This is a genomic window from Agrobacterium sp. B1(2019) (genome assembly GCF_008274755.1).
In the GTDB taxonomy this organism is placed as follows: Bacteria; Pseudomonadota; Alphaproteobacteria; order Rhizobiales; family Rhizobiaceae; genus Agrobacterium; species Agrobacterium salinitolerans.
The window spans coordinates 1,102,624-1,123,229 of record NZ_VTPB01000001.1 but is presented as its reverse complement, the minus strand read 5'-3'; the positions used below and the strand labels follow the sequence as shown (position 1 = coordinate 1,123,229).

Below are 20,606 nucleotides of genomic sequence, written 5' to 3'. Positions count from 1 at the left end.
ATCATCACCTTTGATGGTGCAGCAACATGGGAGGAAATCATGGAATCTGCTGGCATTGGCTGGATCGCAGCCATCATCATCGGTGGTGTCGCCGGGTGGCTCGCCGAACAATTCATGAAAAGCAATATGGGTGTTTTCATGAACATCCTTCTTGGAATTGTCGGCGCGATCGTCGCCAATGCCATTCTTTCGGTATTTGGAATCGTTCTGCAAGGTTGGCTCGGTTATCTCATCGCCGGCTTCATCGGCGCCTGCATCCTCATCCTTGTCGGCCGGGCTTTTAGACGCGGGTGAAGAAAAGAAAAAATCCGCAAAACCCCGGATTTCCAGAGTTTTCCAGCGCGACTGAAATTTTTTTGTCACAAAAATCGAAGAAATTTCATTTCCGCGCTGGACAAGCCCAAACTTCCCCTTTATAGCCCCCCTCACACCGCCACACGGTGCCGGTCGGGTGATTAGCTCAGTTGGTAGAGCAGCTGACTCTTAATCAGCGGGTCGTAGGTTCGAGCCCTACATCACCCACCAAATTCCTCCTGAAATGACAAGACGTTGCGATGCTAACTTAAAGCATCGCATGATCCTTTGTGCCGATGCGGCCCGTCACTTGGCATTGCCATCCCTGCCGCCGGCAACGATATCCGCAAGGGACAGGAATCTCGCTGCAGCACCGCCCGCTTCCCCAAAGCTGTCTCAATCGTCCTTATGATCGGGATCATGAGATTGCTCATCAACATATTGCTTTTCATTCTCGGCGCGGTCGGGAGCGGGATATGCGCGTTTGTATTATCGGCAGTGCTTGCCGATTCTGGATTTCTCGGCTCCTGTTTTGAGGGAAACTGCGCTTATGCGGCGCTTTTCATGGTGCTGCCCGTCACATGGTTCGTGCTTTTTGCGCTGTATGTGATGGCGCTGCTGATCTGGCGGCGAAAACCTTTCCGGAACGGAAGGCTCTGAAAACGGGACGGCGACGTCATCGCCGCCGCGCACGCGTTGACAGCGCTCACGACTTGCCGCTAACGTCCTGCCGCTGGGGGATTCGCTGCCAGTGATATGCGGGGCTCATGAGCATACCCGATATCACCGGCCTCTGAATGTACATGTTCCGATTTGCGTCTCGCGTATGATGAGCATGACGGAAAACAGGGAGACCAAAAGATGCGGGCCTCGATCAATTCCCCGTCGCTTTCGATCGACACAATGGACTATCAGGCCGAGTGCCAGTTCGCGCTGGAGCCGTCCATTCACAAGCTGATGGAAAAAGCCGAACATGCCGGCTGGAACCGCCAGCAGGCCGCCCTTGCCATCGTCGCGCTCGCCAGCGAGCATCTCACCGATCTATTGTCCGCCGGCGACATTCCCGCGCCGGATCAACGTCCCCTCTCCTGATCTGCCTGAAGCCGGGCGGATCAGCGCCGGCGTCATCGAAACATCATCGCAAAAATCAGCACAGCAGGTCCGGAGTGTCCCTGTCGACACTGCCGGAACAAGGTTTGTGCTGTGAAGGTCGACGTGTGGGGCAAAGCCGATCCCTCTCGCACCCGACGCAGCCTGACGCGCGCACGACCGTTCGTCGTGCCGGGCGTCCCAACCGCCTGCCGGCAACCCTGCCATAGTGTTGACACAAGCCACCGATAATGAGAACATAAAGTGAACATTATGGAGGTCAGCGATGAACACAGCAGACGCAGCCATAGAAAATGCCCTCTCCGTTGTCGCCCGCTCCCGCGATATGCGCGAACGCGCGCTCGAGCGGCGGCGCGAACTGCAACGGCGAACGGAAGTCATCGTCACCAGGCCGCTTTACGTCCTCAAAAAGAACGCTGGTCCGAAACAGCTGTCGCTGAAACTCGACAGCTAGTCGCTGATGCAAACAACCGGCAGGCGCAACGCCGTGAAAGCGGCGACCCGTCTTCGTCCGAAAAGCAAAAATCCCCTGCGCATCACCTCACGCACGGGATTTTAAGAATGAAGAGGTTATTATTTTTTGTCTATTGCATACGCTGCATTACGGCTTCCGGTTGGCCGGTCGTCGCAACTGTTGCAGGAAGGCGGTCGGTCTTTTTCAGGATGACGACGGGCTTTTCCACCGGATCTGTCGGCGGAACGATGCTTGCGGTTTTGAATTCGCGATCTACGGCAGGAACGGAAGCGTTGATCTGTTGATGACCTGCGCATTCCGCAAGCGCTGCACTGGCGGAAAAACCAAAGACAGCGGCGATAATGAGAACTGATTTCATGTCATTCTCCCTTCGCTCTTGTGGCAATCTCCAGTCTATGTGGAGACGGGCCGGATTGAAAATCACACTTTAGAGACATCTAAAGCTCATCATGTCGGCAGTCGTCGTCAAATGTGCGGGGCGCAGGCGCAAGGCAAATGCGGTCGCCCTTATTTCTTCCGCACATCCAGCGGATTTCGGCAAAGCGGTCTACGAAATATCATCGCCACATAACTTCCCTTAAGAGAGATGAGGTTTGGCGTATAAGTCGAAACCTTTGCCGAGTTGGCGGCCTTTATCGTTCTTCCTTCAGAGGAATTCTGCTGCATGGCGCGCCTCCTTCCATGGTGAGAACGAAAATGCGCCGGTCTGGTTCCGCATCGCCCTCTGTATGCACCGAGAGAGATCAAGACGCTGCCAGTGTTTCTTATCCCGGCCGGGGAAAAGGTGGTCCAAAGGGCCGGATGAGGGGGCAACGCTGCCGTATCTCACGACCCTTGCCCCCTCATCCCGCTGCCGCGGACTTCTCCCCGGCGGGAGAAGAAACAAGTGGCGCCCTCCCCGTGACATCGACTGCCCTCAACGCCCGCGCTTGAAAAATTCGCCCAAAGCCTCTATATGCCTCAGCGCGAGGACGACCTCGGCCACATCGGCGACAGCATGCGGGACGGCCCGGTCACCTACCGGAGAATGAAATGCGTTCCCTGCAAGATCGTATCCGTCACGCCCTCAGTTTCGAAATCATCGGCCTCCTGCTCGTCATTCCGCTCGGCGCGCTGCTCTTTGGCATGCCCATGGAAGATATCGGCATCGTCGGCGTCGTCAGTGCCACGCTGGCGACGGTCTGGAACTATGTCTACAATCTCGGTTTCGACCACGCCATGCAGCGGCTGAAAGGCACGACGCTGAAGACGCCCGCCCTTCGGGTCGCCCATGCCGTTTTGTTCGAACTCGGCCTGCTGATCGTGCTGATGCCCTTCATCGCCTGGTATCTGAATATCAGCCTTGCCCACGCGCTGGTGATGGATATCTCGTTTGCGCTCTTTTACGTGGTCTACGCCTTTGTTTTCAACTGGGGCTACGACCGGGTTTTCCCCCTGCCGGAATGGAAGTCGCAGCAGGACGCCGCCTGAGGGGCGGCGGCCACAGCCGACATAGGCGGTTCAGCGCAGTGACGCCTTGAAGAAGCTCACGAGATCAGCATTGAACCCGCGATGGAACTCCACCCGATCGAAACCCGCCGCATCGCTGCAAATCTGGGGCACGGCCTTCTCCATCTCGGCGGGGCAAGGGGCAATAAAGGAAAAGTGCCCCGCCCCGTCCACCATCCGATAATCCGGCTTCACCGGCAGATCGTCACGCAGTCTCGTAATATCCTGCGGCGCGACACCATCCCCGCCGAGCTCGGAACTCCAGAGCTGGACGGGGATCGTGATATTCTTCAGCTCACCCGCGCCGGGAAAGGCATTCAAGGGGTCGGCGGCAACCACAGCCTTTATCCGCGGATCCTGACCGCCATGCTGCGGCAATGTCGTCTTCTGCCGCATCTGCGTGCAAATCGGCGCCTGCGGGTCGGGACAGGGCAGTCCGGCATTGGCAAAATCAGGCATGCCGCCTGCAAGCACCAGCGCGGTATAACCGCCGCGCGAAAATCCAAAAACGCCGATCCGGCCGGCATCGATGGAACCGGCTCCGCTAAAACCTTTCAGAAGATGATCGAGTAACCGGGCAATATCCGCCGGACGGTCCGTCAGCGCGGAGAGTTCGCCGGCCTTCTTCATGTCAAGCGCATTGTCTCCGGAGTGATTGATCGCCGCAACAATGAAGCCGGCATCCGCCAGCGCCGCCGCCGTATCCCGATGGCTGAAATAGGTACCGCCAAAGCCATGGGAGATGACCACGAGCGGATATTTTCCATCAGGAACAGGGCAATCGCGCACGGCGGGCAAGATAAAGGGACCGATCCTGACCTCTTCCGGCGCAGTCGCGCAGGGCGACCACACTGCCGCCTTCATGGCAGCTTTGCCATTCGCCGATGGAACATCGATCAGCCGGAGACCGGCCGCCATGGCGGCGCCCGTTTCAGACAGGGCGGAAAACACAAGGCAAAGCAGCAGAAATCGCATCACCAACTCACGGATCGGGACCATTATGCATAGGCCGATAGGTGACCGGCGCTACGCGAACAAAAAGCAATTTCCTGTGACGGCAATCACGCTGAACGCTTAAAGCGACCTCAGCGTCCAGGCCACGATCTCCCGCGTGGCGGAAGCGAAGGCCTGATCCAGCGCCTTCACGAAATTCGCATTGCCGGAACCACTGACGCGGGCGCTGGCGCGGAACACCTCCTGCGCCTTCACCGTGCCATTGCGGTCGTTCAGGAGCTTCACCGATATCTCGATATTGGCGATATTCTTCGCCGTATCGATTTCAAAGGCGCGAATATCGCTCACGACCTGATAGTCGATTGCCAGCCCCTGCCCCGGGCGGCCGACGCCGCCGAGTTTGCCGGTATCCTCGAAGGCTTCCACCAGCTTGGACTGCACCATGCGCGGCAGGCGGTCGCTCCACTGCGAATTGCCGAGATATTGCACCTCTGAGCCGGACAGGCGAACCACAATGTTCTCGCTATCGAGCGCTTTCAGCGCGGTCGGATCGGCAATCAGCAATTGCCGGCTTTTCAGCGACGGCCCCTGTGTAACCGCCGCTGAAGAGACGGAGAGATCGAAAGTATCGTTCTTCGGTGCACCCGCGCAGCCCGCCATCAAGGCGGCAAGCAGTGGAGCCAGAACGAGGGAGCGGCGCATTTGGCCGTTCATCGATAGTCTCATTGGCCCATACCCCTCTTAGCGCCTTGTTCTGCCGTCATATTGTTTCACGGTTTCGCCGCCGAAGATCAACCGCTGCGGATCGCGGTCAATATTGGTGATGGCGTTGTTGAGATTGTCGACCGTCTGTCGCGTGCTGCCGATCAGCGCCTGGAAATCTTTCAGGCCGGAGCTGGAGAAACGGGTCAGGTTGTCTGCAATCGGCCCGATGCGGGCATTGAGATTGTCGGCCACCGCCTTGAAGGAGGTCAGCGTCTCGCGCGCCTTGGCAAACAGCGAATTGGCGTCATCCGTGCCGAGCATGCCGTCCACCTTGGCGAGAATGCCATCGACGCGGCTGGAGGCAAGGTTCAACTTGCGGCCCATTTCGGTAAAGTCGGAAACCGCCTGGTCGATATCGGCGCGGCGGGCGCCGACATCGTCGGCAATCCGCTTGAAGTTCGCCACGGCGTCACGCGCATCGGCTGTCGCTGCGGAAACATCGCCCACCACGGTGCTGACCTTGGCGGGATCGACCGACGCCAGAAGCTCATCCGCGCGCTTCACGACCGTCTGCACTTCCGTGCTCGCCGCCTCGAAATTGCGTGCCGTGCTCTGCACGGTTTCCATGATACCCTGAATATCGCTGGAAGCGGAAGCAACATCCTTCGTCACCTTGTCGACATTCGACAGGATGGAATCGATCTTGCCGGCGTCGACCGCCTTCACCAGATCCTCGACTGCGGTGAGCGTACCGTCGAGCCGCACCGAGACGGATTGCACCGTCGTGGACAGCGAACTCAAGCTTGCAATGAAATTCTTTATACCATCCGAATTGGCCGCCAGCGCATCGGAGAATTTCTCGGCGTTGCGCACCGTCTGCGTCAACGGACCACGCGCATCCTGCACGAAACCCTGCAATTCGCCGATGGCGCCATCGGCGCGTTTCAGGATTTTATCGGCGGTAGCAAGCAGGTTGGTGACGCTGGAAAGGTCGGCCGTCAACTCGGCCGGAACACCGCTTTCAACGGCTTTCTGCAGAATACGCTCGCCATCCTTGTTGCCGCCGGAAAGCTCGATATAGGCGGCGCCCGTCAGGCCCTGAATTTCAAGCACAGCGCGCGTGGACGGGAAAACCGGCGCATCGGCCTGCACTTCCGTGAATGCGATTGAGTAAGCCGGGTCGTCGCGGTCAATAGCAAGACCGCGTACGGTACCCACCGGAATACCGTTGAAGCGCACGGGAGAGCCGACGGAAAGGCCGTTCGCGGAGCCGGGAATACGCACGATCAGCTGCGCCGTCGGGCCGCCGCGACCAAACTCGGCCATCCAGTAAACGAAGCCGAATGCGGCGGCGATCACGATCAGCGTGAAAATTCCGACTATGGTGTAGTTCGCCTTGGTTTCCATGCTTCTTGTTACTCCACCGGATTTTCGTGTCTGCCGTCCGGAAGAACGACAGAGCGCGCCCGTTTGCCGCGGAAATAGGACTGCACCCACGGGTCGTCGCAGGCAAACATGTCCTGCAATGTCCCTTCTACCAGAACCTTCTTCTGGCCCAGCACCGCAATGCGGTCGCAGACGGAGAAGAGGCTGTCGAGGTCGTGCGTCACCATATAGACGGTCAGGCCAAGCGAATCGCGCAAGCGCGCAATCAGCATATCAAATTCCGCCGCCCCGATGGGATCGAGGCCGGATGTCGGCTCATCGAGAAAGACGAGATCGGGATCGAGCGACAGCGCCCTTGCAAGGGCTGCGCGCTTGATCATGCCGCCGGAAAGCTCGGATGGGTACTTGTCGCCCGAATCGGGCTTCAACCCCACCATCTCGATCTTGAGGTAGGCGAGCTCGTCCATCAGCTTCTTTGGCAGGTCCAGATATTCGCGCATCGGCAACTGGATGTTTTCCTTCACCGTCAGGCCGGAAAACAATGCGCCCTGCTGGAACAGCACGCCGAGCCGCTGGTCGAGCATCATGCGGTCATCTTCACTCGCCTTGTCGTAATCGGCGCCGAGAATTCGGATCGTGCCCGCCTGCCGCGGCAAAAGCCGCAGGATAGCGCGCATCAGCACGGATTTTCCCGCGCCGGAAGGGCCGATGAAGCCAAGGATTTCTCCGCGATAGACGTCGAGATCGAGATTCTCCAGCACGTTTCTGCCGTTGAAACCGACAGTCACGCCCTCCACGGAGAGCACCGCCTCCCGGCCGTCCTTTACGGTTTTCCTCTCTTGCGGCTTCTGGTCCAGTGTTTCCAACGCGCCCTCCCTAAAAATCGATGGCTGCGTAAAAGATGGCGAAAAGACCATCGACCAGAATGACGACGAAAATCGACTTCACCACCGACGAGGTGACGTGCTTGCCAAGCGATTCCGCCGAACCGCCCACTTTCATGCCCTCCACCGCCGCGACGATGCCGATGATGAGCGCCATGAACGGCGCCTTGATCATGCCGGCCGCAATGGTCGACTCCTCGACAGCGCCATGCAGGCGCGACAGGAACACCTCAAACGTGATGCCGGAATAGAGCAGCGCCACGATGGCGGCGCCAAACAGGGCGGCGAAATTGGCAAGAATGGTCAAAAGCGGCAGCGCGATGGTGAGCGCCACCAGCCGCGGAAACACCAAAACGCCCACGGGGTTGAGGCCGATCACCTTCAGCGCGTCGATTTCCTCGCGCATCTTCATCGAGCCGATTTCCGCCGTGATCGCGCTGCCGGAACGGCCGGCGATCATGATCGCGGTCAGAAGCACACCGATTTCGCGCAATTGCAGAATGCCGACGAGATCGACAACGAAGACTTCCGCACCGAAATAACGAAGCTGGAACGCGCCCTGCTGGGCGATGATCGCGCCGATCAGGAACGACATCAGCATGATGATCGGCACGGCGCGCACGCCCATATGGTCGATCTGGTTGACGATGGCCGCCGGCGAAACGCCGCGCCCGCGCCCGAGCTTCATCTGCGCGCCGCGCACGGCGGAGCCTAGAATATACATGCCCGCCAGAAAATCCGCGCCGTTCTGCACGACGGCCTTGCCGACAGGCGCAAAAATACGTTCGGCAAGCCCCGCCTTCGCAGCGGCCGCGCCCTCCATCTCCACCTTTTCAGGCAATTGGCCGATAACCTCTTCGATACGGTCATTGCCCGTCACGGTGACGGTGGCGCCATTTGCCTCCAGGTCCCTGCGCAGGCGCTGGATGATCCATGCGCCAGTCGTATCGATGGCCTCGACGGAAGAAAGATCGATTTCCACCGGGCCGGCGGATTTGCTCTTTTCGATCTTTTCAAGACTGGAGAAAACACCGGCGAGATTGCTGTTGCGCCAGGAACCGCTCATGGCAAAACGCACGCCGCCGCCGGAGACGTTATCGTCTGCGGTAATTGCGGCCGGGTTCGCCTGTTGCCGTGTGTCCTGTTCTTGCATAATGCTCCGAGCGAGTGCAGCCGTCACGAGATTCTTAATGGTTTCATAACGGTTTGGCCTTCGGCAAGCCACAGTGACGGCCGACAATTCGCGATAAATTTGGCGTCATGTGTCTTTTGACGCCCGTTAGGAAGTGAAAAAACATGCCCCGTTACCTTCAAGCCACAACAGAACGTTTCCCCGTGGCTGGCAGCTTCACCATTTCACGCGGCACCCGCACGCATGCGGATGTCGTAACGTGCACCATCCGCGATGGTTCCTTTACCGGCAGAGGTGAATGTGTGCCCTATCCGCGTTATGGCGAAAGCATCGAGGGCGTCATCGCCGATATCGAGGCGATGGCGGAGCAGATCGCCGGCGGCGTGACACGACAGGAACTACAGCAGGCGATGCAACCCGGTGCCGCCCGCAATGCGGTCGATTGCGCGCTATGGGACCTCGAGGCCAAGATCAGCGGCAAAACTGTTGCCGCGCGCATCCTTGGACAGGCGGCAAAGCCGCTCATCACCGCCTACACCATCTCGCTTGCCGACCCCGAGACCATGGCCGCGAAAACGGCGGAAAACGCAGGCCGCCCGCTGCTGAAGATCAAAACCGGCACGGCGGATGACGAGGCGCGTCTAAGGGCCGTGCGCGCCGCCGCACCCGAAGCGCGCATCATCATCGATGCCAATGAGGGCTGGAATGACTATAATATCGAATATTATCTGCGGCTTGCGGCAGAGCTGGAAATATCGCTCATCGAGCAGCCGCTACCCGCCGGCAAGGACGCCATCCTCGCCCGCATCGACCATCCCGTGCTGATCTGCGCCGATGAAAGCGTGCATTCCACCAGGGACCTCGCAGGCCTGCGCGACCGTTACGATGCGATCAACATCAAGCTCGACAAGACCGGCGGCCTGACCGAAGCGCTTGTCATGAAAGCGGAAGCGGAACGGCTCGGCTTCACCATCATGGTCGGCTGCATGCTCGGCACCTCGCTCGGCATGGCGCCCGCCGTGCTGGCGGCTCAGGGCACGGCCTTCGCCGATCTCGACGGGCCGCTATTGTTGGCTGAGGACCGGGAGCCTGGGCTGGTTTATGAAGGATCGCTGGTTTATCCGGCGCGGCCGGAATTGTGGGGGTAAGCTCCGGAAATCAAAGCCAGATCAGGCGCAACGTCGCCGCTTGTTTCTTCTCCCCGCCGGGGAGAAGGTGGCCCGAAGGGTCGGATGAGGGGGTAACGTTGACGGATTTCGGAGAGCTTGCCCCATCATCCCGCTGCCGCGACCTTCTCCCCGCCGGGGAGAAGAAGCACGTGGCAACCGCTCGTTCACTATAAGACCGCCGATCTCAAGTATCCGACGATAATTTGCGTTAAAGCCAAGCGCCCCAACTCAGGCCGCATGCTTGCCAATCAGCCCGGGAATATCCACCGGCTCCATCTCGTCCGATGCCTGTTCGGCGGTAACGTCGCTCGTCTGCATCCAGGTGATCAGCTCGAAGCTGCCATCGGCATTTTCGGCAATCGCCGTGCAGCTTTCCACCCAGTCGCCGGTGTTGATGTAGCGGATGCCGTCCATGTCTTCCATCACAGCATGGTGAATGTGGCCACAGATCACGCCATCGACATTGTTGCGCCGCGCCTCTTCGGCCACCACGCGCTGGAATTCGCCGATGAAGTTGACCGCGTGTTTGACCTGCAGCTTGGCCCAGGCCGAGAACGACCAGTAAGGCAGGCCGATGCGGCGGCGCACCGCGGCAAGGGCGATGTTGATGGCGATCGCCGCGTCATAGGCCCAGTCGCCGAGATAGGCGAGCAGGCGGGCGTTGCGCACCACCACGTCGAACTCGTCGCCATGGATGACCAGATATTTCTTGCCGTCGGCCGCCTCGTGGATCATGCGCTCGGCCACCTCGATGCCGCCGAAATGCATGCCCGGAAACTCCCGCAGGAATTCATCATGATTGCCGGGAATATAGACGATGCGGGTGCCCTTGCGGGCCTTGCGCAGAAGCTTCTGCACCACGTCGTTGCAGCCCTGTGGCCAGTACCAGCTGCGGCGCAGACGCCAGCCGTCGACGATGTCGCCGACGAGAATGATCGTTTCGGCTTCGTGGTATTTCAGGAAGTCGAGCAGATAATCCGTCTTGGCCGCCTTGGAGCCGAGATGAACATCCGAAATGAAAAGCGTTCTGAACTGTCTGGTTTCGATTTGACCGGCCACGGATTTCATCCCCCTGTTCGGTTGCGTCCCTGCGGCTTTCTTCCCTCTCAGAACCAGACTCGTGTTTCAGCAACATGACAGACGTCGGTTTTTATAGGGAATATGACTAAAGCCTTCACGAAAACGCGAATAAGCCATGCCCGCATTTGCATAAGGGGGCGGTAAATAACGGCTGTACCACGGGGAAGTTTGTTGTATTCAGGGGGCCGGAATTGAACCAGACATGACGGTGGAAGAATGACCTCTCACGATAAGAACAACACGCCCGCCAACACGGCAAAGGCCGACATCGAGGAACAGGCGCTCTTTTTCCACCGCTACCCGCGCCCCGGCAAGCTGGAAATCCAGGCCACCAAACCGCTCGGCAACCAGCGCGATCTGGCGCTCGCCTATTCGCCCGGCGTTGCCGCGCCCTGCCTTGCCATTCATGAGAACCCGGAGATGGCGGCGGAATATACCGCCCGCGCCAATCTCGTTGCGGTGATTTCCAACGGCACGGCGGTGCTTGGCCTTGGCAATATCGGCCCGCTCGCCTCCAAGCCCGTGATGGAAGGCAAGGCCGTGCTCTTCAAGAAATTCGCCGGCATCGACGTGTTCGATATCGAGATCGACGCACCCGGCATCAACGACATGGTCTCCACCATCGCAGCGCTGGAGCCCACCTTCGGCGGCATCAACCTTGAGGACATCAAGGCGCCGGAATGTTTCGAGGTGGAACGCCAGCTGCGCGAAAAGATGAACATTCCGGTCTTCCACGACGATCAGCACGGCACCGCGATCATCGTCGCCGCCGCCGTCACCAACGCTCTGGAACTGGCCGGAAAGTCTCTGTCCAGCGTCAAGATCGTTGCCTCGGGCGCCGGTGCGGCAGCACTTGCCTGCCTCAACCTGCTCGTCGCCATGGGCGCGAAGAAGGAAAACATCTGGGTCCACGACATCGAGGGCCTCGTTTATGACGGCCGCAACACGCTGATGGACGAGTGGAAGGAAGTTTACGCCCAGAAGACTGACAAGCGCGTTCTGGCCGAAACCATCGACGGCGCGGATGTCTTCCTCGGCCTTTCCGCCGCCGGCGTGCTGAAGCCGGAACTGCTCGAGCGCATGGCGGAAAACCCGCTGATCCTGGCGCTTGCCAACCCCAATCCGGAAATTATGCCGGAAGCGGCGCGTGCTGCCCGTCCGGATGCGATGATCTGCACCGGCCGTTCGGATTTCCCGAACCAGGTCAACAACGTCCTTTGCTTCCCCTATATCTTCCGCGGCGCGCTGGATTGCGGCGCAACCACGATCAACGAGGAAATGAAGATGGCCGCCGTGCAGGCCATCGCCGAACTCGCGCGTGAGGAAGTCTCCGAAGTGGCCGCCAAGGCCTATAGCGGCGAAACGCCGATCTTCGGCCCAACCTACCTCATCCCCTCGCCCTTTGATCCGCGCCTCATCCTGCGCATCGCCCCTGCGGTCGCCCGTGCCGCCGCCGCAAGCGGTGTCGCCGCCCGGCCGATCACCGATTTCGAAGCCTATCTCGACCAGCTGAACCGTTTCGTCTGGCGATCAGGCTTCATCATGAAGCCGGTCTTCAACGCCGCCAAGGCCGCCGAAAAGAAGCGCATCATCTTTGCGGAAGGCGAAGACGAACGCGTGCTGCGCGCCGCCCAGGTGCTTCTGGAAGAAGGCACCGGAGTCCCGATCCTCATCGGCCGTCCGCAGATCATCGAAACGCGCCTGAAGCGCTTCGGCCTGCGCATCCGCCCGCATACGGATTTCGCCGTGGTCAACCCGGAAGACGATCCGCGCTACCGTGAATACGTGGATGATTATTTCGCCCTTGTCGGCCGCGTCGGCATCAACCCGGAAGCGGCGCGCACCATCGTGCGCACCAACACGACCGTCATTGGTGCGCTTTCCGTCAAGCGCGGCGAAGCCGATGCGCTGATCTGCGGCCTCGAAGGCCGTTACGACCGCCATCTGCGCGACGTGAACCAGATCATCGGCAAGCAGGAAGGCGTGCGTTCCTTCGCGGGCCTCAGCCTGCTCATCACCCAGCAGGGTGCGCTCTTCCTCACCGATACTTTTGTGAACTATGACCCGACCTCCGAGGAAGTGGCGGAAATGGCCATTCTCGCGGCCAAGGAAATCCGCCGCTTCGGCATCACGCCGAAGATTGCGCTCGCCAGCCATTCCAACTTCGGCTCGCGCGATTCCGAAAGCGCCCGCAAGATGCGCCGCGCCCTGAAGATCGTGCAGGAAGCCGCACCGGAACTGGAAGTCGACGGCGAAATGCAGGGCGGCTCGGCGCTGTCTGAAGCGCTGCGCAAACGCGCCATGCCGAACAGCGTGCTGACGGGAGAGGCGAACCTCCTTGTCTTCCCGAACCTCGATGCCGCCAACATCACGCTCGGCGTCACCCGCACCTTGACGGAAGGCCTGCATGTCGGCCCGATCCTGCTCGGCACGGCCCTGCCCGCCCATATCCTGTCGCCCAGCGTCACCTCGCGCGGCGTCGTCAACATGGCGGCCTTTGCCGTGGTGCAGGCCTCGCATCCTTCGGTGTAATAGAGGCCGCATTAACGCAATTTTGAACAGACTGTTGCCGCATTGCGGCAACAGCTTATGTTATCTTCCTGAAACACGAATTTCCTGAAGCATAACACCCCTGCCACTGGCCGGGGACATCGAACGGATCGACAATTGACCCGCCGCAGCCGCATCATCGGCCTCCTGCTTCCCCTTGTTTTCATGGCCCCTGCCGCCGCTTTCGCGGACCAGGTATGCGATACGCTTTATGGGCAGCTGCGAGAGCCGCCGCGCATCATCGGCAATACGGCGGAGGTGCGGCGTTACGCCAATGCGCTTGCGCGTCAGAACATCGTCATCCGCAAGATCAGGAACGACATGCGCAGCTATGGCTGCTCATCGGGCAGCGTCATCGTCTACGGCAATCCCAATGCCGGCCTTTGCGCCGAAATCGGCGATGCGCTGGTGGATGCCGAAGCCGAACGTGACGCGATCATCCGCGACCGCAATGAGGCCATGGCGGTGGCTCGCAATGATGATGGCGACGTCAGACGCCAGCGCATTCTCGCCGCCCTCGATGCCAATGGCTGCAGCACGATGCCGGAAACGGACATGCCGCCGCCGCAGGCTCCCGATGTGACCCGTTATCCAGATGCCTTCCGTCAGAATGGCATTGAGCCGGGACAGGCCGGCCTTTCCCCCTATCCCAACGCCGCCGCCGAGGGCGGGCTTCGCACACTCTGCGTGCGCACCTGCGACGGGTCGTTTTTCCCGATCGCCTCCGACGCCTCGCCGCTCGATTTCCGCGCCCAGGCCGAACAATGCCAGAAAATGTGCCCGGGAACGGAGACGGAGCTCTATTTCCACTCCATGACGGATCAGGAAACAGCAGACATGGTTTCCGCTGAAACCGGCAAACCCTACAAGGACCTGCCGACCGCCTTCGCCTACCGCAATTCGTCAGTGAAAGCACCCGGCTGCGCCTGCAACATGGCCGCCTATCATGAGGAGATGCAGAAGCAGGAACAGGCGTCCCGGCCGGAAGCCGGAAAGCCCTATTCCAGCATCACCACCATTCCATCGCCGCAAGGTGACAAGGCCCCAAAGCCCGCCGAGCAGCAGGCCGCAAAGCCGCCGGAGCAACCCGTTCCTGAGCGCGACTATGACCCGAACGATGCGAAAGTGCGTGTCATCGGACCCAAATTCCTGCCGGACCAGACCGGCAAGATCGACCTGAAGAACCCGGCGCTGAAGGGTATCCAGCCGCAGCAGTGAAATCTCTTCTGCGCGCGGAATGGGGCGAGCGCGTGCCCCTTGTTTCTTCTCCCCGCCGGGGAGAAGTCCGCGGCAGCGGGATGAGGGGGCTACGGTAGAGATATGCGGAGAGCTTGCCCCCTCATCTGACCCTTCGGGCCATCTTCTCCCCCTCGGGAGAAGAAACACGCAGCAACGCTCCGGCTTACCTCGCAGAACTTTTATCTGCCTCACCGCCCACCCCAGCGGTTACGAAACACAAGCTCCTCCAGCGGCACGCGCTGCCTCCAGCCCTTCACCGCCAGTTCCGGCTCGGTGTAGAGCGCATCAACCCGCCCGAGGCACAGCCAGGCGACGATCTCGATATGCTCGGGAATGCCGAGAATGGCGCGAATGTCGCTATCGTGGAAAATGCTGACCCAGCCGACGCCAATCCCTTCGGCGCGGGCGGCGAGCCACAGGTTTTGGATGGCGCAGACGGTGGAATAGACATCCGTACGTGGATTATGGGTGCGGCCCAGCACCACCTTGCCGCCGCGCGTCGGATCGCAGGTGACGCAGATGCTGAGCGGTGCCTTGCGGATGCCTTCAAGCTTGAGGCTGCGATAAAGCGCCTGCTGCTCGCCTTCGAACATAGCAGCCGCCTCCTCATTGGCGCGGCTGAAGGCTTCCCATGCAGCCTCGCGCACGGCGGCGTCGGTGATAAGCGTGAAATTCCACGGCTGCATGAAACCGACCGAGGGCGCGGAATGGGCCGCCTTCAAAAGACGCTCCACCAGATCGTCCGGAAGCGCCTCCGGCAGGAACTGGTCGCGCACATCACGACGGGTCTCGATGGCGCGATAAATCGCCTCGCGTTCCTCACCCGAAAACGGGCGGGCGGGAGAGAGCGCGTGATCGAACGAATTGACCCCGGGCGGATTGCTCACGGATGGATCGGCTGGCATCGTTTATCCCCAACAATGCGAAGGCCGGGCGCAATTGCGCACCCCGCCTCGACAACAACCTGCCGCCGTCCGCGCGGTTCGGTCCATTTCGTCAGGCCGGTCTTCTGACTAGGCTTCATCCGCCCTTTTCGCCTTCCCGAATTGCTTCAGTGGCTTTTAAAAAAAAGAGCGTCCGCCTCACAGCGCTGGGCACGTTCCGGTCTTTCACCGGATTCCCGATTCTCCCGCCGCAAAGGCAGGCACCTGACAGAGGAAGCTATGGGCAAAAAACCTTGCGAATGCAAGTATCCGGCTGGCGATGCGGCAATGTGGCATGCCTCTGCCCCCATCACTGCACCGGAAAATACCTGACATAGGCGAACTCGTCTCCATCCGGCGACCAGTTGGGCGAGTTCATCGTTCCCTGCCCGCCAAAAAGATCAAACAGCGTTTCGACATTACCGCCATCCATATCCATCAACCGCACCCGCACATCGAGATCGCGCGGATGGTCGAAAACGTCGCCTTCATAGGAAATGAACACCACCTTGTCCCCTCGAGGAGACGGATGCGGAAACCAGTCGCCATAGGCACTGTCGGTGATGCGCTCGACGGCGGAACCATCCACCCGTACCCGCCAGATCTGCATCCGCCCCGTGCGGCTGGAATTGAAATAGATCCACGCGCCGTCAGGCGAATAATCCGGCCCGTCATTGCGGCCCTCGCCATGGGTCAACCGCGTCTCGACGCCGCTTGCAATATCCATGGAATAGATGTCGAAGACCTGATCGCGAATGCCGCAATAGGCGAAACCTTTCCCATCCGGTGCCCAGCCATGCCAGTAGGAAGGAAGGTTCTTCGTCATCAGCGTCGGCGCACCGCCCGCCGATGGCAGCAGATAGATCGCACTCTTGCCGAACTCGACCTTATCGGAAATGGCATAGAGCGATCCATCCGGAGAGATGCCGTGATCGTTATTGCACTGAGTGGCAAAACCGGTGTCGACCTTCTCCGGCGAAGCATCACCAAATGGGGACAGGCGATAGAGCGACCCTTCGCTGTTCAGCAGCAGATATTTGCCATCCGGCGACCAGTTCGGCGCTTCGAACAGCTCCGGCGTCTGCCACACCACCCGCACCTGCCTGTTGCGGATGTTGAAGATTTCTATGGAACTGCGCATGTTGCCTCCCGGGCCCGTCCTAGATCTGGATCGGCGTTGAGCGGTACGCAAATTCCGTTTGCGTCCGCCATACAGCGATTATGATCCCATGGCCGCATGGCAAACAGCCCGTCTGCCAAACAGTCACCTGTCGCGGAACCGGTTGGTAATCGGATAACGCCGGTCGCGCCCAAAATTCTTCTTGGTGATCTTCACCCCCGGAGCCGATTGCCGGCGCTTGTATTCGGCAAGGTAAAGCAGATGCTCCACCCGGTGCACGGTGGCCACATCATGGCCGCGGGCCAGAATTTCCTCGACCGACATTTCCTTCTCGACAAGGCATTCCAGAATATCGTCCAGCACCGGATAGGGCGGCAGCGAATCCTGGTCGGTCTGGTTGGGGCGCAATTCGGCCGACGGGGCCTTGGAAAGGATATTGGCGGGGATCACCTCGCCGGAAGGGCCGAGCGCGCCAGGCGGCACGTGGGCGTTGCGCCAGGCGGAAATGGCGTAGACCTGCATCTTGTAGAGGTCCTTGATCGGGTTGAAACCGCCGTTCATGTCGCCATAAAGCGTGGCGTACCCCACTGACATCTCGGACTTGTTGCCGGTCGTCACCACCATCGAGCCGAACTTGTTAGAGACCGCCATGAGGATGGTGCCGCGTGTGCGGCTCTGCAGGTTTTCCTCGGTAATGCCCTCTTCGGTGCCTTCGAAAAGTTCTGACAGCGCCGAGAGAAAGCCTTCCACCGGCTCGACGATCGGCACGATATCGTAACGGCAACCGAGCGCCCTGGCGCAATCGGCGGCGTCTTTCAGCGATTCTTCCGAGGTGTAACGGTAGGGCAGCATGATGCAGCGCACCCGCTCCTCACCCAGCGCATCGACGGCAAGGGCGGCGCAGATCGCCGAATCGATGCCGCCAGAAAGGCCCAGAACCACGCTTTTGAAGCCGTTCTTGTTGACGTAGTCGCGGAAGCCCAGCATGCAGGCGCGGTAATCCGCCTCCTGGCCTTCGGGAATCTTCGAGAAAGGCCCGCTTTCGCAACGCCAGCCATCCGCCGTGCGTTTCCAGTCGGTAACGGCAAGCGTGGCCTCGAACTGGCTCATCTGGAAGGCAAGCGTCTTGTCGGCATTAAAGGCGAAACTCGCGCCGTCGAACACCAGTTCGTCCTGCCCGCCCAACTGGTTGGCGAAGACGAGAGGCAGACCGCTTTCGATAACCTGCCGCAGCGCCACCTGATGGCGCACATCCAGCTTGCCGCGATAATAGGGCGAACCGTTCGGCACCAGCAGGATTTCCGCGCCGCTTTCGGCGAGTGTTTCGCACACGCCCATATCGTTCCAGATTTCCTCGCAGATCGGAATGCCGATCCGGACACCGCGGAAATTATAAGGCCCGGAAATCGACCCCTCAGAGAAAACCCGCTTCTCGTCGAACTCGCCGTAATTCGGCAGGTCTATCTTGTCGCGCAGCGCAACGATCTTGCCGCCATCCAGCAGCGCCACGGAATTGTGCCGGCCCGTCTCGCCCTGGCGCGGAAAACCGATGACCACGCCCGGCCCGCCATCGGCGGTCTCCGCCGCCAGCTCTTCCACCGCTTTCAGGCATGCTTTCAGGAAAGCCGGCTTCAGCACCAGGTCTTCCGGCGGATAGCCGGATATGAACAGCTCCGTCAGAAGCAGAAGATCGGCGCCCTGCGTCGCCGCATCGGCCCTTGCCTCGCGCGCCTTGGCGAGATTGCCCGCCACGTCGCCAACGGTGGGATTGAACTGCCCGACGGCAATCCGGAGATGGTTCTCTATATCGTGTCTGTCGCTCATGGCTTTTCAATACCGCGCCCGTGGCCGCTCCGCAACGCGGCAATTGCATGGCGGCGTCCGTTACGCTTCGGCCGCACGCCTTCACGCTAAGGTTATCGCCGCACCGGCCAGACTCTTCAAAGTTCATGTCGCGTTCATCGCGCTTATGTGACAGTTACATGACACTTTTGCGACACCCGATTCACCTGCCCGGATCGGTCGTGCCGCCTGCAATACCGGAGTATGGGTTTGAAACATTCGGCGCCAAAAACAACGGCTTCCGAAAAGGCTGGTTTCGTCTTTTCGCCTGCATGGACAAGGAGCCTTTCCAAGCTTTCGGGCATCGCCTATCCGCTTGCCAATCTGACGGTCGCGTCCGTCGTGCTGGTCGTGGCGCTGGAGTGGATCGCGCGCGGCTCGCTCACCGATGTCGGCGCTTTCCTCACCTCCTCCGCCCGCCCCGGAATGACCACCATTGCCGCCGTGCTCGCCCTCCTCGTGGCGCTGGATGCACTTCTTGGCAGGCGTTACCTGTCGCTGATCGCGCTTGCGCCGCTCTGCGCGCTGACGGGGCTGATTTCCGCGCAGAAACAGACCTATCTCTCCGATCCTCTTTATCCATCCGACCTCTTGTTCGGCCGCCAGATCCTCGAGCTTTTGCCGACCATGCTGAAGGCCCAGCCGATGACGGCAGCCCTCGTCTCCCTTGGCATCTTTGCCACGATTGCGGCACTTACGGGCCTCTGGCTGCTGGCGCGCCGCCACTCGCCGGGCTTGAGCTGGCGCGAACGCGCCGCTGGTCTCGCGCTGGCGCTGCCGCTTCTTGCCGGCCTTGCCTCACTTATGGACTATTCGCATTATTCCTGGGTGCGCGATCGCCTCAACATCATTCCCATGATGTGGGATCAGCAGGAAAATTACCGCCATAACGGCTTCCTGATGGCCTTCGCCTTCAATATTCCGATGGCCAATGTGTCGGCGCCGCAGGGTTACGGCGAAAACGCCATTGCCGACCTGACATCAGAGCCCGCCGCCTTCGCCGCCAACAAGGGCGATTACCCCGATGTCATCATGCTGATGAGCGAATCGCTGTGGGATCCGACGCGACTGGAAAATGTGAAGCTCTCCGACGATCCCATGCCGACGATCCGCGCCAAACGGTCCGGCAATGTTTTTTCCCCGGAATTTGGCGGTATGACGGCAAATGTGGAATTCGAGGCGCTGACCGGCTTCTCCAACGCCTTCCTGCCCTATGGCAGCATTCCCTATCAGCAATATATCCGTCGCCCGGTGCCCTCGCTCGCCAGTTTTTTCCGTGGCGAAGGTTATTCCGCCATCGCCATGCATCCCTTCCAGGAATGGTTCTGGAACCGCAAGCAGATCTATGCGAATTTCGGCTTCGAGGAATTCCGCTCCGAAGAGACGCTGCCGGCCATGGAAAAACGCGGCAACTTTGCCTCCGACGATGCGCTGATGGACGAGATCATGGCGACGGCCGAAAAGGCGCAGAACCCGCTCTTCCTCTTCGCCGTCACCCTTCAGGGACATGGTCCCTATGAGGCGACCCGTTACGCAAAAAACACGATTGGCGTCGAAGGCGACCTCTCCGCCTCGGCCTCGCAGGCGCTCGCCACCTATTCTCAAGGGGTGGCGGAAGCTGACGAAGCGCTGCTGAAACTGATGCGCTGGGCGAAGAAGCGCGACCGGGAAACCATCATCGTCCTCTTCGGCGATCACCTGCCGCCGCTCGGCCAGACCTTTGTGGAAAGCGGTTACATGCCGGGCATGGTGGCCAGCCGTCGCGCGCCGCTGGAGGTGATGAAGAAGGAACACGAGACACCGCTCGTCGTCTGGTCCTCAAAAAAGGGCGTGCGCAAGAATATCGGCACCATCAGCCCGGCGCTTTTGCCTTATCATGTGCTGAAGACCGCCGGCTTCTCCGATCCGTTTTATACCGGCACGCTCGGCGAGGTGCAGCAGGCCTTTTCCGTCGTCGACCGGCATATGCTGGTGACGGCCGACGGCAAGGCCCTGCCCGACTGGTCGATTGCCCCGAACGCCGTTCCCGAGGTAGTGCGCGATTACAGGATGCTGCAATTCGACATGATGTTCGGCCAGCAATATGGCCGCGAACGCTTCTTCCCCGGTTTCAACTGGCTGCACGAGGGGGCGCCATCGGTCTGATGGTTTTCGGCGAGGGACGCCTGAACCGCATGGCGGTGGAAATCGTTTGAATTCCGCCATCATGCGGGTTTATTTCGGGATAACATCCGCAGCGCTCCATCAGAACCGGA

At 60.2% G+C, this 20,606-nt stretch carries 20 protein-coding genes, 1 tRNA gene and 1 riboswitch; of the genes, 10 read left to right on the top strand and 11 right to left on the bottom strand.

Annotation, left to right across the window (positions count from 1 at the left end):
* Positions 1–39: 39 nt before the first annotated feature.
* The 5 genes from AGR1_RS05585 (at position 40) to AGR1_RS05565 (ending at position 1,858) form a co-directional block, all read left to right on the top strand.
* Positions 40–294 (top strand): GlsB/YeaQ/YmgE family stress response membrane protein, encoded by a 255-nt coding sequence (locus AGR1_RS05585; protein ID WP_077982907.1) that lies wholly within the window; start codon positions 40–42, stop codon positions 292–294.
* 155 nt (positions 295–449) lie between these two features.
* A tRNA-Lys gene (locus AGR1_RS05580) sits at positions 450–525 on the top strand.
* A gap of 177 nt (positions 526–702) precedes the next feature.
* Complete coding sequence (locus AGR1_RS30145; RefSeq protein WP_149146393.1) at positions 703–954, top strand: hypothetical protein; 252 nt, start codon at positions 703–705, stop codon at positions 952–954.
* A gap of 201 nt (positions 955–1,155) precedes the next feature.
* Positions 1,156–1,386, top strand: a complete 231-nt coding sequence (locus AGR1_RS29500) for a hypothetical protein (protein WP_080790665.1) — start codon at positions 1,156–1,158, stop codon at positions 1,384–1,386.
* Positions 1,387–1,669: 283 nt separating this feature from the next.
* Positions 1,670–1,858 carry a hypothetical protein gene (locus AGR1_RS05565; protein WP_149146392.1) on the top strand — a complete coding sequence of 63 codons (189 nt, stop codon included), beginning with the start codon at positions 1,670–1,672 and terminating at the stop codon, positions 1,856–1,858.
* Between the two features lie 130 nt (positions 1,859–1,988).
* Here the strand turns inward: AGR1_RS05565 and AGR1_RS05560 are convergent, their stop codons facing one another.
* Positions 1,989–2,237: a hypothetical protein gene (locus AGR1_RS05560; protein ID WP_080790662.1), complete on the bottom strand. Its 249-nt coding sequence runs from the start codon at positions 2,235–2,237 to the stop codon at positions 1,989–1,991.
* A 149-nt stretch (positions 2,238–2,386) separates the two neighbouring features.
* On the bottom strand, positions 2,387–2,545 hold the full coding sequence (locus AGR1_RS29495; protein WP_187772054.1) for a hypothetical protein: 159 nt from the start codon (positions 2,543–2,545) through the stop codon (positions 2,387–2,389).
* Between the two features lie 366 nt (positions 2,546–2,911).
* Here AGR1_RS29495 and AGR1_RS05550 point away from each other — a divergent pair, with 366 nt between their 5' ends.
* Positions 2,912–3,349, top strand: coding sequence for a PACE efflux transporter (locus AGR1_RS05550; protein ID WP_080790661.1), 438 nt, complete (start codon positions 2,912–2,914; stop codon positions 3,347–3,349).
* Between the two features lie 30 nt (positions 3,350–3,379).
* Here AGR1_RS05550 and AGR1_RS05545 read toward each other — a convergent pair whose 3' ends face one another.
* The 5 genes from AGR1_RS05545 to AGR1_RS05525 all read right to left on the bottom strand — a co-directional run bounded on the left by AGR1_RS05545 (position 3,380) and on the right by AGR1_RS05525 (position 8,449).
* Entirely contained in the window at positions 3,380–4,342 is a 963-nt protein-coding gene (locus tag AGR1_RS05545) for a dienelactone hydrolase family protein (protein ID WP_149146390.1), read from the bottom strand.
* A 99-nt stretch (positions 4,343–4,441) separates the two neighbouring features.
* On the bottom strand, positions 4,442–5,047 hold the full coding sequence (locus AGR1_RS05540) for an ABC-type transport auxiliary lipoprotein family protein (protein ID WP_080790659.1): 606 nt from the start codon (positions 5,045–5,047) through the stop codon (positions 4,442–4,444).
* 15 nt (positions 5,048–5,062) lie between these two features.
* Positions 5,063–6,433, bottom strand: a complete 1,371-nt coding sequence (locus AGR1_RS05535; protein WP_149146389.1) for an MlaD family protein — start codon at positions 6,431–6,433, stop codon at positions 5,063–5,065.
* A gap of 8 nt (positions 6,434–6,441) precedes the next feature.
* Entirely contained in the window at positions 6,442–7,278 is an 837-nt protein-coding gene (locus AGR1_RS05530; RefSeq protein ID WP_149146388.1) for an ABC transporter ATP-binding protein, read from the bottom strand.
* A gap of 10 nt (positions 7,279–7,288) precedes the next feature.
* On the bottom strand, positions 7,289–8,449 hold the full coding sequence (locus tag AGR1_RS05525; protein WP_080790656.1) for an ABC transporter permease: 1,161 nt from the start codon (positions 8,447–8,449) through the stop codon (positions 7,289–7,291).
* Positions 8,450–8,592: 143 nt separating this feature from the next.
* Between AGR1_RS05525 and dgcA the strand changes: the two genes are divergently transcribed.
* The gene (dgcA, locus tag AGR1_RS05520; RefSeq protein ID WP_149146387.1) at positions 8,593–9,576 is read left to right on the top strand and encodes an N-acetyl-D-Glu racemase DgcA; all 984 of its coding nucleotides are present in this window, start codon (positions 8,593–8,595) and stop codon (positions 9,574–9,576) included.
* 249 nt (positions 9,577–9,825) lie between these two features.
* Here the strand turns inward: dgcA and AGR1_RS05515 are convergent, their stop codons facing one another.
* Positions 9,826–10,665 carry a UDP-2,3-diacylglucosamine diphosphatase gene (locus AGR1_RS05515; protein ID WP_187772053.1) on the bottom strand — a complete coding sequence of 280 codons (840 nt, stop codon included), beginning with the start codon at positions 10,663–10,665 and terminating at the stop codon, positions 9,826–9,828.
* Between the two features lie 228 nt (positions 10,666–10,893).
* Here AGR1_RS05515 and AGR1_RS05510 point away from each other — a divergent pair, with 228 nt between their 5' ends.
* Together AGR1_RS05510 and AGR1_RS05505 are read left to right on the top strand one after the other, a co-directional pair.
* Positions 10,894–13,209, top strand: coding sequence for an NADP-dependent malic enzyme (locus AGR1_RS05510; RefSeq protein ID WP_080790654.1), 2,316 nt, complete (start codon positions 10,894–10,896; stop codon positions 13,207–13,209).
* A 135-nt stretch (positions 13,210–13,344) separates the two neighbouring features.
* Positions 13,345–14,445, top strand: coding sequence for a DUF2865 domain-containing protein (locus AGR1_RS05505; RefSeq protein ID WP_187772052.1), 1,101 nt, complete (start codon positions 13,345–13,347; stop codon positions 14,443–14,445).
* A 209-nt stretch (positions 14,446–14,654) separates the two neighbouring features.
* Here AGR1_RS05505 and bluB read toward each other — a convergent pair whose 3' ends face one another.
* The 3 genes from bluB to AGR1_RS05490 all read right to left on the bottom strand — a co-directional run bounded on the left by bluB (position 14,655) and on the right by AGR1_RS05490 (position 18,333).
* The gene (bluB, locus tag AGR1_RS05500; RefSeq protein WP_149146385.1) at positions 14,655–15,371 is read right to left on the bottom strand and encodes a 5,6-dimethylbenzimidazole synthase; all 717 of its coding nucleotides are present in this window, start codon (positions 15,369–15,371) and stop codon (positions 14,655–14,657) included.
* 76 nt (positions 15,372–15,447) lie between these two features.
* Positions 15,448–15,633, bottom strand: a riboswitch (cobalamin riboswitch).
* 66 nt (positions 15,634–15,699) lie between these two features.
* Entirely contained in the window at positions 15,700–16,530 is an 831-nt protein-coding gene (locus AGR1_RS05495) for a TolB family protein (protein WP_149146384.1), read from the bottom strand.
* Between the two features lie 123 nt (positions 16,531–16,653).
* Complete coding sequence (locus AGR1_RS05490) at positions 16,654–18,333, bottom strand: NAD+ synthase (protein WP_149146383.1); 1,680 nt, start codon at positions 18,331–18,333, stop codon at positions 16,654–16,656.
* 222 nt (positions 18,334–18,555) lie between these two features.
* Here AGR1_RS05490 and AGR1_RS05485 point away from each other — a divergent pair, with 222 nt between their 5' ends.
* Positions 18,556–20,496 carry an LTA synthase family protein gene (locus AGR1_RS05485; RefSeq protein WP_187772051.1) on the top strand — a complete coding sequence of 647 codons (1,941 nt, stop codon included), beginning with the start codon at positions 18,556–18,558 and terminating at the stop codon, positions 20,494–20,496.
* Positions 20,497–20,606 lie beyond the last annotated feature (110 nt).